A 13,163-nucleotide genomic window follows, 5' to 3' on the forward strand; every position below is an offset into this window, starting at 1 on the left:
CGCCTCAACGAAGCGCGAACGCGAACCACTCGCTCGGCATGTCGTCCCAGCCGATGGCGACGACGATGTACTGGCGCCCGTCCACCATGTAGCTCATCGGCGCGCCGCTCGTGCCGCCCGGCAGCTCCATCTCCCAGGCGACTCCGCCGGTCGCCTTGTCGAACGCGCGGAACGCCTTTCCGCCGGGTCCCCCGTAGTACTGCGGCAGCGACGCGACACCGGTGTTCGTCCCCTCGCCGAGGAAGATCAACTCCGGCGTCACGAGGACCGACGCGCGCCCGTGCGATCCGAGCCAGGGCAGGTCCAGATCGCGCAGCCGCGGATGGTCGCGCGGCCCCGGGCCGTTGGCCACCTGCCACAGGATCTCCCCCGCGTTCAGGTTGATGGCGGTCAGCCGGCCGTACGGCGGCTTGAAGAGCGGCAGCCCGTCGATCCGCGGCGTCGGCGTGTAGCGCTCGCGCGTGTACCGGACGTCCGACCGCGGATGCTCCGACGGCGTGAGGCCGATGATGTTCTGGCTGTAGGCCGACGGCACGTACATGACGCCGGTGGTCGGGTCGACGCCGGCGCCCTGCCAGTTCGCCCCGCCCGCCGTGCCGGGATTCAGGACGGTGCCGAGCAGGCCGCCCGGTGACCGGTCGATGATTACCGGCGGCTCGAACAGCGGACCCCAGCGGTAGTTCTCGAGCGCGGCCAGCGCCTCCGCCCGCATCTCGGGCGTGTAGTCGATCAGGTCCTCCTCGCGCACCCCCTGGAGTTCGAACGGCGGCGGCTTCGTCGGGAAGGGCTGCGTCTCGGCCAGTCGTTCGCCCGGGACGGGCGACGGCGGAACCGGCCGGTCCTCGATCGGCCAGACCGGCTCGCCGGTCACGCGATCGAACACGTAGGTGAAGCCCTGCTTGCTCGGGATGGCGACGGCGGCAATCTCGCGCCCGTCCACGGTGATGTCAACGAGGTTGGCGGACGAGGCGAAGTCGTAGTCCCAGACGCCGTGCCGCACCGCCTGGAAGTACCACTGCAGCTCGCCGGTCGCGACGTCGACGCAGACCAGGCTCTCGGCATACAGGTTGTCGCCGGGACGGTGGCCGCCGTAGTAGTCGCTGCTCGGCGTCGACAGCGGCAGGTACGCGAGGCCCAGCTCCGGATCCGCGGTCGGATGCGCCCACATGTTGGTGTTGCCGCTGTAGACCCACGAGGGCTGATCGCTGTCCGGGTCGATTCCCCAGGTCTCGATCCCCGGCTGGCCTTCGAGCGGGATCGTGTGGAACGTCCAGACCTGCTCGCCGGTCCGGACGTCGAAGCCGCGGACGTCGCCCCTCGGAGCCTCTTTCGTCGCCGGCATCTGGTTGTCGAGAATGTCGCGGACGAACGAGCCGACGATGATCACGTCGTTCACGACGAGCGGGGCCGAGTTCCAGTAGTAGTCCGGGAAATCGCGGATCAGCCCCTTCCGCAGGTCTACCGCGCCGTCCTCCCCGAAGGCGGGATCGCGCACTCCCGTTCCTGCGTCGATCGAGATCAGCTTCGGTCCGCGCGCCGCGATCACGCGCGACTCGATTCCATCCGTCCAGTAGGCGACGCCCCGCGTCTGCCGGGTCCGCTGGGAGAGGCCCGCCTCCTCGAAGACCGGCTCGCTGTCGTTCCAGAGGACGTCCCCGGTGGCCGGGTCGAGCGCCGCGACAGTGCCCAGGCCCGTGCTCACGTACAGACGCCCCTCGGCCATGAGCGGCGTGTTCTGCGCCGCCACCGGAGCCCGTATCGTGTCGCCGTTCCGGATCGCGTCCGGAATGACCGACTGCCGCCAGGCGATCTCGAGCCGATCCACGGTAGTGGCGTCTATCTGATCCAGCCGCGTGTACTTCGTGCCGGCCGCGTCGGCGGCGTAGCTCGGCCATTCCACGGTCTGCGCGTCGGCGGGCGCCGGGGCGGCCAGACCAGCCAGCCCTGCGGCAACCGCGATGGCGGCGCCGGCGGGAACCGCCAGGCGGTGTCCGGACATCCAGAACTGCGGCATGTCTCGTCCCTCCCCCGCGCCAGTCTACTCCGACTGCATCGCGGCCATGCTACGTTGACGCGTGCCTCAACCCACCGCTCCGCGTCCCGCCGACGATGAGGTCATCGCCGGTTCCGTGGAGCGGGTGACCTTTCATAACCCGGACAACGGCTTCTCCGTCCTGCGGGTGCGGGCCCGAGGCCGGGGCGGCGTAGTCACGGTCGTGGGGCACGCCGCCGCCATTTCCGCCGGCGAGTGGATCAACGCCTCCGGCGCCTGGATCCAGGATCGGAACTACGGCCCGCAGTTCCGCGCCCGTTTCCTGCAAGCGTCCGAACCCACCTCGAAGGAGGGAATCCGGAGATATCTTGCTTCCGGCCTGATCCACGGGATCGGTCCGGTCTACGCCGCGAAGCTGGTGGACGCGTTCGGCTCCGCGATCTTCGACGTGATCGACGGCGAACCGGACCGCCTCCGGGAGGTCGAGGGCATCGGCGCGGTCCGCGCCGCGCGGATATGCGACGCCTGGGCCGAGCAGCGATCGGTCCGCGAGATCATGGTCTTTCTCCACGATCACGGGGTCGGGACGGCACGCGCCGTGCGCATCTACAAGACCTACGGCAACGACGCGGTCCGCGTGATGTCGGAGAACCCGTACCAGCTCGCGCGCGACATCCACGGCATCGGGTTCCGGACCGCCGACTTGCTGGCGATGCGCCTCGGCATCGAGAAGACGGCTCCTATCCGAGTCCGGGCTGGCGTCGGCTTCGCGCTCCTCGAGGCGATGTCGGACGGTCACTGCGGCCTCCCGGCGGAAGAACTGCTAGCGAAGGCGTCCGACCTGCTCGAAGCGCCGGCGGAGCTCGTCAAGGAGGCGATCGACCACGAGGTGGCGGAAGGAACCGTCATAGCCGATACGGTGCGAGGCACCGACTGCCTATTCCTGGCGTCGCTCCACCAGGCGGAGCGGGCAATCGCCCGCCGGATGCGCGCGATTGCGGCCGGGCCGGTCCCCTGGAGTGAGATCGACACCGCCACGGCGCTCCGCCGGGTCGAAGCGCGGACCGGCCTCCGGCTCGCGCCCCGCCAGGCGGAGGCGATTCGCCGCGCCCTCACCTCCAAGGTGCTCGTGATGACCGGCGGCCCCGGCGTCGGCAAAACCACGGTGGTCAAGGCCCTGCTCGCGGTCCTCGCCCCGGGAGGGCTCGCCGTCACCCTCTGCGCGCCGACCGGCCGCGCCGCGCGCCGCCTCAGCGAGACGACCGGCCTGCCGGCAAAGACGATCCACCGGCTGCTCGAAATCGACCCGGCCACCGGACGGTTTCAGCGCGACGACGAGCGTCCCGTCGATGCCGACTTGATCGTCGTCGACGAGGCGTCGATGATCGACGTCCCGCTGATGCACGCACTGGTCCGCGCCGTCCCGGGCGAAGCGGCAATGCTGATCGTGGGTGATATCGATCAGCTTCCGTCGGTCGGACCGGGCCAGGTACTGAGCGACCTGATTACGTCCGGCGCCCTCCCGATCGTCCGCCTCACGGAAGTGTTCCGGCAGGCGGCCGGGAGCCGGATCATCACGAACGCCCACCGCGTCAACGCGGGCGAGATTCCCTGGCTGGGCAAGCCGGAGGGCCGGACCGACTTCTACTTCGTTCCCGCCGACGACGCCGACGCCGCCGCCGCGCGCGTGCGCGAGCTGGTGACCGAACGAATACCGCGCCGCTTCGGATTCGACCCGATCGACGACATTCAGGTGCTCTGCCCCATGAACCGGGGCGGGGCCGGCGCGCGCACGCTGAACGCGGACCTCCAGGCGGCGCTCAACCCGTCAGGCGGCCGCCTGACCGTCGAGCGCTTCGGTTGGACCTTCGCGGCCGGCGACAAGGTGATGCAGACGGAGAACGACTACGACCGCGACGTCTACAACGGCGACATCGGACGCGTGGAAACGGTCGACCCGGAACTGGGCGAGCTGCGCGTCCGCTTCGACGGCCGGCCCGTTGCGTACGGCTTCGGCGAGCTGGACGCCCTGGTTCCGGCGTATGCGACGACGATTCACAAGAGCCAGGGCTCGGAGTACCCCGCCGTCGTCCTTCCAATCCTCTCGCAACACTACGTGATGCTGCAGCGGAACCTGCTCTATACGGGCATCACGCGCGGCCGGCGACTCGTCGTCCTTGTCGGCCAGCCAAAGGCGATCGCCGTTGCCGTGCGGACCGTCTCCGGCCGCCGCCGGTGGTCCAAGCTGGCCGAGTGGCTGCAGGCGGACCGCCGGCCGGGCTAGCGTGCCCGTGCGCCCGCGCGCCCCGGTGGGGCGGCGTTGTGGGCGCGTTGCGGGCGGGTTGGAAGCCGGGGCCGCGTCAGGAACACTGAGGCTCCCGCCCCCAGCCGTCGCGGCGCCAGCGCTCCACGACGGCCACCGGACCCTCCACCTCCATCGACACGGTCCCTCCCTCCTGTTCGTGGCGGAGAACGCGGCCGAGGCGATAGACGTCGGAGATCCGCCGCCGGTCGCGGTCGAGGCGTTCGTCGAAGCGGAGACGGACGCGCCGGGTGTCGAGGCCGAGCGTCGCGGTGACGGCGCGGACCAGGAGGTCCCGCCCCTCGCCGGTGCGGGCGGACACCAGCAGCGCGTCGGGGTGGAATTCTCGGAGCCGTTGTGCGGTCTCCGCATCGATCAGGTCGCTCTTGTTGAAGACGAGTTGCCTCGCCCGATCGGCGGCGCCCACCTCGGCCAGGACGCGAGTCACCGCGGCGGCGCGCGCCTCCCGGTCCGGATGGCTCGCATCGATGACATGCAGAAGGAGATCGGCCTCCGCCACCTCCTCCAGGGTCGCCCGGAACGCCGCCACCAGGGTATGGGGCAGCCGGTCGATGAATCCGACCGTGTCCGCGACGAGAACGGTGCGTCGATCCGGCAAGCGCAGGGGCCGCAGCAGGGGATCGAGAGTGACGAACAGCGCGTCCGACGACGGCGCCTCGCCATCCGTCAACCGATTGAAGAGCGAACTCTTCCCGGCGTTGGTATAGCCGACGAGCGCCACCGTTGGGGTGGAGTGCTTTCGGCGCCGCTCGCGCAAGCGCCCGCGCCGGCCGCGCACGCGATCGAGGTCGCGTGTCAGGCGGTCGATGCGCCGCCGGATGCGCCGCCGATCGGTTTCGAGCTTGGTCTCGCCCGGACCGCGGGTCCCGATGCCCGCCCCGAGACGGGAGAGGGAGGCGCCCACGCCGGCAAGACGCGGCAACAGGTAGCGGAGCTGCGCCAGCTCCACCTGCAGCCGGCCCTCCCGGGTTCGGGCGCGGGAGGCGAAGATGTCGAGAATGATCTGCGTCCTGTCGATCACGCGTCGACCGAGATCCTGCTCGAGGTTCCGGGACTGACCCGGGCTGAGCTCCGCATCGACGACCATCAGGTCCACGTCGAGTTCGTCGCACGCCGCGGCGAGCTGGCGCACCTTGCCGCGGCCGAGGAAGCAGGCCGGATCCGGCCTGGAGCGCTCCTGAAGGGTATGGAGAACCACCTCGGCGCCGGCGGCGGCCACGAGCCCGGCAAGCTCTTCCAGGGAACGCTCGGTGGCGTCGCGGCGACGGGCTCCGAAGCGGAGACCGACTATCGCCGCGCGGTCGCGCGCTGGCGCGCCCACGGCCCCGCCAAAGCCTCTCACCGGGTCGATTCTACGCGAAAGGAAGCACCCCCCAGGTGCACATCTCCGCAACTCTCAGGTGCTACCATTGTCCGACGTGCCGTCCAGCCCGCTGCCCGAAGCAGACCGCTCGGAGACGCCTGACGCGCCCGCCGCGCCGAAACCGGCGCCGGCGGGCGGCACGGACGGACCGGCCGCCGCGCGCTCCACTTTTCCCTTCGGCTTGAACTGGTCGTCCGAGGCAGGGGCCGTCACCACGACGATGGCGGGCGCCGCCGTCCTCGCCTTCCTGCGCGTCTTCCGCCGCTGGCGGCCGGAGCCGGAGCCGGTCGACGTGGAGGCGGATCAGGCCGCGCTCGACCCGCTTGCCATGCCGCCGAGCGTGCCGGCGGAGTCCAGAGTCGACTCGGTTGACGACCGCCGCGCCGAAGCGCACCTCGGGGGCGGCCAGGAACGAATCGACGCGCAACATGCCCGCGGCAAGCTGACCGCGCGCGAGCGGCTCGACGCACTGCTCGACGACGGCACGTTCGAGGAGCTCGCCCCTTATGTCGAGCACCGCCACGAAACCTTCGGGCTCGACCGCCAGCGCCACCCCGGCGATGGAGTCGTGACCGGCTTCGGGCAGATCGACGGCCGGCGCGTCGCCCTCTTCTCCCAGGACTTCACGGTCCTGGGCGGATCGTTCTCCGAGACGCAAGCACTCAAGGTGGGAAGACTGCTCGAAGCGGCAACCGCCAGCGGCCTGCCGATCATTGCGCTGTTCGATTCGGTCGGTGCACGAATCCAGGAGGGCGTCTGGAGCCTCGCCGGGTTCGGCGACCTCTTCTGGCGCAATACCCAGGCGAGCGGCGTCGTGCCGCAGATCAGCGTGATGCTCGGCCCGTGCGCGGGTGGCGCGGTCTACTCGCCCGGCCTGACCGACTTCGTGATCATGGCGCGGGGCAGCAGCTACATGTTCATCACCGGTCCGGACGTCATCCGTACCGTGACCGGCGAGCAGGTGGACGTCGAAACGCTCGGCGGCGCCGATACTCACGCCGCCACCTCGGGGGTTGCCCACCTGGTGGCGGACGACGAGGAATCCGCGTTCGTCCTGACGCGGAAGCTGCTCGGCTACCTCCCGTCGAACAACGCGGACGATCCTCCGGCGGCGGAACCGGACGATTCGATCGAGCCGGATGGCGCGGCGCTCGACGATCTGATCCCCGCATCGGCCGAAGTCGCCTACGACGTGCGGGAAGCCATCGAGCTGATCGCCGACCGTGGCTCGTTCCTGGAGGTGCACGCCGACTTCGCCCCGAACGCGGTGGTCGGATTTGCGCGGATCGAGGGACACGTCGTCGCGTTCGTCGCGAATCAGCCGTCGCACCTTGCCGGCGTGCTCGACATCGATGCCTCCGACAAGATCTCGCGGTTCATCCGCTTCGCCGATGCGTTCAATATCCCGCTCGTGACGCTGGTGGACTGCCCCGGCTTCCTGCCCGGTGCCAGCCAGGAACAGCAGGGAATCATCCGGCACGGCGCCAAGATCGTCTACGCCTACTCCGAAGCGACCGTGCCGAAGGTGTCGGTCGTGCTGCGCAAGGCCTACGGCGGCGCCTACATCGTGATGAGCAGCAAGATGATCCGGACCGACGTCTGCCTCGCGTGGCCGACCGCGGAGGTTGCCGTGATGGGCGCCAAGGGCGCCGTCAGCATCCTGTACGCGCGCCAACTGAAGCAGGCGGCGTCGGACGCCGAGCGCGAAGCGAAGCGCGCGACGCTCGAGGACGAGTTCCAGCAGCAGTTCAACTCCCCCTTTGTCGCCGCCGCCGCCGGGCACATCGACGACGTCATCCACCCGCGCGAGACCCGGGCGAGGATAGCCACCGCGCTGGCCTATCTCCGCGACAAGCAGACCCAGTCGCTGCCGAAGAAGCATGGCAACATCCCGCTCTGAGGCGCGCCGCGCGCGCGCCCGGCGGCAGACCGCGACCCGATGACATCCGCGCTCGACACCGTCCTGCCCATCGCTGCCGTTGGATCCGGCCTGCTGTTCCTGGCCCTCGCCGGGCTGATCGGCCTCATGTACCTCCTCACGTCGTCCTGGTTCTACGGAGAAACCGAGGCAGTGGACGAGACGGAAGAACAGCCGGAGGAACCGCAGGAGGAGACCATCGACAAGACGCCCGCGCTTCCGGGGGTGGCGGCGCTCGAGGAAGCGAAAGCAGCAGACGAAGCGGCGGAAGCGGATCGGCGGCGGCGCGCGGTCGGCCTGGCGGTTGCCGTGGCGGTGGCGCACGCCCGCGCGGGGCGGACCGCCCGCCGGGCGACTGCCGGCGCCAGCGACGCGGCCTCGGAGTGGCGGCGGGCCGGACGGGCGCGACGCCTGTCGAAGCCGCGGCGCCGGGCGAGGACCGGCCCGTGACGCGCTACCGTGTCACCGTCGACGGTCAGACCTACGACGTCGAGGTCGACGATCCGCGCGCGCGTCCGGTGACCGCCCGCATCTCGGGCGCCACGTACACCGTCGACGTCGATTCGGCGCCGGCCGAAACCGCATCCGGAGACAGCGCCCGTGCGGACGCCGCGCCGGCCGTGAAAGAGCCGGGCCCCGCCGAGAAAACGCCTTCCGGCTCGGCCCCCGCCGTGGAAACTGCCGGCAAGGCGCCGTCCGGCGCCGGCGAGGGCGGTTCGCCGCGCACGATGAACGCTCCGATACCCGGGGTCGTTTCAAGAGTATCGACCCGCCGCGGCCAGACGGTGGCGCGCGGCGACGAGTTGCTTACCATCGAAGCGATGAAGATGTTCAACGTCATGCGCTCTCCCTGGGCGGGCAAGGTGAAGACGATCCATGTCAAGGATGGGGACCAGGTTGTGCAGGGGCAGCCGCTCGTCACCGTGACGCCCCGCTGAGCCGAACCACGCCCGCCGTGCCCGAAGTCCTCGCCCTCGACCCCGGCATCCTGCTGATGTTCGCCGTCGGCGGGACCTTGATCTACCTCGCCATCGCGAAGCAGTACGAGCCTACGCTGCTGCTGCCGATCGGCTTCGGGGTCATCCTGGGCAACCTTCCGAATTCACCGATGAACGAGCCGGGCGGGATGCTGCACATCCTGAACGAGTTCGGCATCCAGACGGAGCTCTTCCCACTGTTCATCTTCATCGGTATCGGTGCGATGATGGACTTCCGGCCGCTCCTGTCACAGCCGTACTTCGCCATCCTCGGCGCGGCCGGGCAGCTCGGCATCTTCGCGACGCTCATCCTGGCCACGCTGCTCGGCTTTCCGCTCAACCAGGCGGCGTCAATCGCCGTGATCGGCGCCATCGACGGGCCGACCAGCATCTATGTCTCGTCGCTGCTCGCGCCGGAACTGCTGGCCCCGATCGCGGTGACCGCCTACTCCTACATGAGCCTGGTGCCGATCATTCAGCCGCCCATCATGCGGCTGATGACCACCCGGAAGGAGCGGCGCATCCGGATGGCGTACGCTCCGCGCCCGGTGCCGCGCCTGGCGGTGATCCTCTTCCCGATCACGGTGACGGTCGTCGTCGGCCTGCTCGTGCCGGAGTCGGCGCCCCTCGTCGCCACGCTGATGCTGGGCAACCTGCTCAGGGAATCGGGCGTGGTCGCGCAGTTGACCAAGTCCGCGTCGAACGAGCTGGCGAACCTCTCCACCCTCTTCCTCAGCCTGACCATCGGCAGCCTGATGCAGGCCGAGACGTTCCTGCAGACCCAGACCCTCTACATTCTGCTGCTCGGGCTCGGCGCCTTCGCGCTCGATACGGTGGCGGGGGTCTTCTTCGGGAAGATCCTGTGCGTCGTGACCGGCGGACGGATGAACCCGCTGGTCGGCGCGGCCGGGATCAGCGCCTTCCCGATGAGCGGCCGTCTCGTCCAGCGCGTGGCTCAGGAGGAGGACTTCACCAACCACGTCCTCATGCACGCGATGGGCGCGAATACCGCCGGCCAGCTCGGCTCCGTCATCGCCGGCGGCGTCCTCCTCTCACTGGTCAGCAACGTCCTGGGGTAGGGCGCGGGCAACCTCTCATCGAACCAGTCTTTCGAGCAGCAGGCTGGCCAGGTCCCGCCGGGCATCCAGAACCGACGAAAGTCAGCCACCCGCCTCCGTAGTCAGGCGTGATCGAATGTCCTCAGGCAGGCTCGACCGGTTCCCCGGTGTAGAAGGCGGTCGTGCGCCGAGTCGAGGCGCTCGCGACATCCGGATCCGCTCCCGCTGCGACGGCAGCCTGTCCCCAGCCGTCGCTGCTGCCCGTGATGAACGCCCTGCCGTCCCGCGAAGCGGCAAACTCCGCTTCGTCCGGCTTCGGCGCGTCCGGCTTCGCGAGATGGAGGGCGAGGCCGAGAAGGCCCAGCTCCCAGCCGACACCCACCGCGCCGGGGCCGTACTCGTCCCAGTGCGGGGAGAGACGCGCGGTATGTGTGAGCGTCAGCCGCGCGCGGCCTGCGCCATCGTCAACCACCCTCACGTCTACCCAACTGACATCCCCGGCGAACTCCCACGTAATCGTGAATTGAGACGGTCGATCGCAGGCCGTGATGACGCCCCCCGCGTTGCCTTGCAACTGATAGCGACCACCGAGTTCGAGGCGGCCGCTGACCGGCAGGAACCAGCGGGGGATGCGCTCGGCGCTCGTCACCGCATCCCACAGGTCCTCGACCGTCGTCGCGTAGCGGCGGGAAAGCGTGACCGAGCCGGCGGACTGTCCGTCCCGCTCCAGCAACGAGACGAAGCGCTCCACGGTGCCAAGCTGACCGTCAACATCGAATTCCATAGAAGTTGTATCCCCCATCGGATCGAATCCGGGCGGGATCGTAGCGCTTTGGGGCACGCGCGTCGTTCGCACCTGCGAGAATGGGCGGATGCCTGCGGCCGAGGCGGCCGGTCTGGATCCCCGCCGCGTCTACGAAGACCGACGCGCCGCGCGCCGAACGGCGCATGCGGCAGCCGAGCGGAGGCACCACGCCACCGGGATGCTCAGGCTGGCAGTACTGGGCATCGCCGCCGTGCTGGGCATCGGCATCGTCGGGGGCGCCGGATACTCCGGCTGGTGGCTGCTGGCCCCGCTGGCCGGGGTCTTCGGGCTGGGGGTGCGGCTCGACCGGATCGAGGCGGAACGCGCGCGCCTGGCACGCGCCATCGCGTTCTACGACCGCGGCCTGGCGCGACTGGACGACGCCTGGGCGGGAACCGGCGACCGCGGGGACGAGTTCGCGGACCCGAGACACCTCTATGCCGCGGACCTCGACCTCTTCGGTGAGGGATCGGTATTCCAGCGGCTCTGCGCGGCACGTACACGGCGTGGCATGGGCACACTCGCCGCATGGCTCCTGTCGCCTGCTCCACCCGGCAGGGTCCGCGACCGGCAGGACGCCGTCGACGAGCTCTCATCGAACCTCGATCTCCGCGAAGACCTGGCGGTGCTGGGCGACGACACGCGAGCCGTGGTCGATGCCCAGGCGCTGGCGATCTGGGGTGCGGCCCCGCCGGACTCCTTTTCGCCGGCCCTGCTCGCGGCGGGGCGCATCGCGTCGGTCGCCGGCGGACTGGCTGTGGCCGCAGGCGTCGCCTACTTGCTGTCAGGAGTGCGTTCGCTGGAGCTGAGCGACGGCGTCCGATCGCTGCTCGGTTGGTACTTCGTCGCCGCCGTGATCGGGGTGGTCCTCGTACAAAGGCGCATCCAGCCGATCGCGGCCCGCGTCTTCGAGGGGGTCGCCCCCCCGGCGCGGGACATCGCGTTGCTGGGCGCCGTGCTCGACCGGCTGGAGACCGAGCGCTTTCGCGCGCCGCGCCTCGCGGAGCTTCGCGCCCGGCTCGACGTTGACGGGGAGCGAGCGTCACGGCAGGTCGCCCGGCTGACCCGCCTGAGGGAGCAGGTCGACTCGCGCCGCAACGCCATGGCGCGGCTCATCGGCTTCTTCGTTGTCTGGGACCTGCACCTCGCGCATGCCGTCGAGCGCTGGCGCCTCGCCTCGGGCCCGAAGCTCGGCAAGTGGCTCGGCACGGTCGGGGAACTGGAAGCACTGGCGTCACTGGCTGGCTATCGGTTCGAGCGGCCGGAGGACGTCTGGCCCGAGTTCGCGGACGGTGCGCCGCAATTCGAAGCGGACGCCCTGGCCCATCCGCTGCTGAACGCGGACGCCGTCGCGAACGATGTCCGCCTGGACCATCACCCGCAGGTGCTGGTGCTAAGCGGATCGAACATGTCGGGCAAGAGCACGCTGCTCCGCGCCATCGGCGTCAACGCCGTCCTTGCCCAGGCGGGCGCGCCGGTGCGGGCGCGACGCCTGCGGATGTCGCCGCTGACGGTCGGCGCGTCGATTCGCATCGTCGACTCGCTGCTGGACGGGAGTTCCCGGTTCCATGCCGAGATCCTCCGCCTGCGGGCCATTCTGGCGACGGCGCACCTGGAAGAACCGGATGACGATGGCGCCCCCGGCGACGCAGGGCCAGTCCTATTCCTGATCGACGAATGCCTGCACGGTACGAACTCGCACGACCGGCGGGTCGGCGCCGACGCCGTCGTCGGAAGTCTGGTCGAGCGCGGCGCGATTGGCATCGTGACGACGCACGATCTTGCCCTCACGGCTATTGCCGACGCGCTCGGTTCGCGCGCCGTGAACGTCCATTTCACGGATCACCTGGCGAACGGCAAGCTGCGCTTCGACTATCGGCTACGGCCGGGCGTGGTCGGGAAAGGCAACGCCCTGGAATTGATGCGGGCCGTCGGCTTCGAGATTCCGACGGCTTCCGCCAAGACCATGACTGAATGAACGTCCGCCGGCCTACCCCGTCATCCAGGTCTCGGCGGTCAGACCGGGCACGCGTTGAAACTCCGCGAGGTTGTGCGTAATCAGCTGGACGTCCCGAGCCAGGGCGTGAGCCGCGATCCACAGATCGTTCGGGCCGATCGGCTGGCCGATGGAGCGGAGATGCGCTCGGAGCTGGCCGTACCGCCTCGCGACTTCCGCGTCGAGTTCGACCACCTGTACCGCGCCGACAATGTCGTGTATAGCGGCAAGGCTGTCCCGCTTGCGATCCGAAAGGCAGGCTCCCCACTCCAGTTCACCCAGGACGATGATGGAGATTCCGCACTCACGAAGCGGCAATCGAGCCTCGAAGCCCTCCCGCCGCTTCATCGCGTAGATACACGTATTCGTATCGAGCATCGCTCTCAATCGAATGGCTCCCTCTTCTCAAGCGGCAACTCGCCCTTGCGCATCTCCGGCGTTGCAGCCTCGAAGTCATCGGGCAACCGTGCACCGTTCTTCAGGTAGTCGTCCCAATCCTCGAACATGGGGCTCAGCACGACATGGCGGCCCTCACGCCGAATCAGGACCCGGTCCGTGTCGAAGCGGAATTCCTTCGGCAGCCGCACCGCCTGGGACCGCCCGGTCATGAACACTCTCGCAATTTTCCGATCATCGCGCTCCTCCTTCTTGCTACCTAATCGCCTGGCGCCGGCCGGTCTCGTCATCGCATCTCCTCCACGCAGACTGGGGCGAACCGAACGTGATATAT

Annotated in this window: 11 protein-coding genes; 6 read left to right on the forward strand and 5 right to left on the reverse strand. The window is 69.5% G+C overall.

Annotated features, from left to right (window positions below; genetic code table 11):
- Positions 1 to 4 precede the first annotated feature (4 nt).
- The gene (locus F4Y45_09595; protein MXY24762.1) at positions 5 to 2,014 is read right to left on the reverse strand and encodes a PQQ-binding-like beta-propeller repeat protein; all 2,010 of its coding nucleotides are present in this window, start codon (positions 2,012 to 2,014) and stop codon (positions 5 to 7) included.
- Between the two features lie 61 nt (positions 2,015 to 2,075).
- Between F4Y45_09595 and F4Y45_09600 the strand changes: the two genes are divergently transcribed.
- Positions 2,076 to 4,277: an ATP-dependent RecD-like DNA helicase gene (locus tag F4Y45_09600; protein ID MXY24763.1), complete on the forward strand. Its 2,202-nt coding sequence runs from the start codon at positions 2,076 to 2,078 to the stop codon at positions 4,275 to 4,277.
- 76 nt (positions 4,278 to 4,353) lie between these two features.
- On the opposite strand, the gene hflX is transcribed toward F4Y45_09600, so the two are convergent.
- Positions 4,354 to 5,607: a GTPase HflX gene (gene hflX / locus F4Y45_09605; protein ID MXY24764.1), complete on the reverse strand. Its 1,254-nt coding sequence runs from the start codon at positions 5,605 to 5,607 to the stop codon at positions 4,354 to 4,356.
- 400 nt (positions 5,608 to 6,007) lie between these two features.
- Here hflX and F4Y45_09610 point away from each other — a divergent pair, with 400 nt between their 5' ends.
- Genes F4Y45_09610 through F4Y45_09625 form a run of 4 tightly spaced genes read left to right on the forward strand, consistent with a single transcriptional unit; the run spans position 6,008 to position 9,653 of the window.
- A complete protein-coding gene (locus tag F4Y45_09610; protein ID MXY24765.1) occupies positions 6,008 to 7,579 on the forward strand; it encodes an acyl-CoA carboxylase subunit beta in 1,572 nt (523 codons plus the stop codon).
- Between the two features lie 39 nt (positions 7,580 to 7,618).
- Complete coding sequence (locus tag F4Y45_09615; GenBank protein ID MXY24766.1) at positions 7,619 to 8,047, forward strand: hypothetical protein; 429 nt, start codon at positions 7,619 to 7,621, stop codon at positions 8,045 to 8,047.
- Positions 8,044 to 8,535, forward strand: a complete 492-nt coding sequence (locus tag F4Y45_09620) for a biotin/lipoyl-binding protein (GenBank protein ID MXY24767.1) — start codon at positions 8,044 to 8,046, stop codon at positions 8,533 to 8,535. Before F4Y45_09615 ends, F4Y45_09620 begins: the two co-directional genes overlap by 4 nt.
- Before the next feature lie 56 nt (positions 8,536 to 8,591).
- Positions 8,592 to 9,653 carry a sodium ion-translocating decarboxylase subunit beta gene (locus F4Y45_09625; protein ID MXY24768.1) on the forward strand — a complete coding sequence of 354 codons (1,062 nt, stop codon included), beginning with the start codon at positions 8,592 to 8,594 and terminating at the stop codon, positions 9,651 to 9,653.
- A 121-nt stretch (positions 9,654 to 9,774) separates the two neighbouring features.
- Here F4Y45_09625 and F4Y45_09630 read toward each other — a convergent pair whose 3' ends face one another.
- Complete coding sequence (locus F4Y45_09630; GenBank protein ID MXY24769.1) at positions 9,775 to 10,416, reverse strand: polyketide cyclase; 642 nt, start codon at positions 10,414 to 10,416, stop codon at positions 9,775 to 9,777.
- A gap of 199 nt (positions 10,417 to 10,615) precedes the next feature.
- Here F4Y45_09630 and F4Y45_09635 point away from each other — a divergent pair, with 199 nt between their 5' ends.
- The gene (locus F4Y45_09635) at positions 10,616 to 12,415 is read left to right on the forward strand and encodes a DNA mismatch repair protein MutS (protein ID MXY24770.1); all 1,800 of its coding nucleotides are present in this window, start codon (positions 10,616 to 10,618) and stop codon (positions 12,413 to 12,415) included.
- Positions 12,416 to 12,427: 12 nt separating this feature from the next.
- Here F4Y45_09635 and F4Y45_09640 read toward each other — a convergent pair whose 3' ends face one another.
- Positions 12,428 to 12,820, reverse strand: a complete 393-nt coding sequence (locus F4Y45_09640) for a type II toxin-antitoxin system VapC family toxin (protein MXY24771.1) — start codon at positions 12,818 to 12,820, stop codon at positions 12,428 to 12,430.
- Positions 12,817 to 13,119 carry an AbrB/MazE/SpoVT family DNA-binding domain-containing protein gene (locus F4Y45_09645; GenBank protein ID MXY24772.1) on the reverse strand — a complete coding sequence of 101 codons (303 nt, stop codon included), beginning with the start codon at positions 13,117 to 13,119 and terminating at the stop codon, positions 12,817 to 12,819. Before F4Y45_09645 ends, F4Y45_09640 begins: the two co-directional genes overlap by 4 nt.
- Between the last annotated feature and the right edge of the window lie 44 nt (positions 13,120 to 13,163).

Source organism: Acidobacteriota bacterium (genome assembly GCA_009838525.1).
Classification (GTDB): Bacteria; Acidobacteriota; Vicinamibacteria; order Vicinamibacterales; family UBA8438; genus VXRJ01.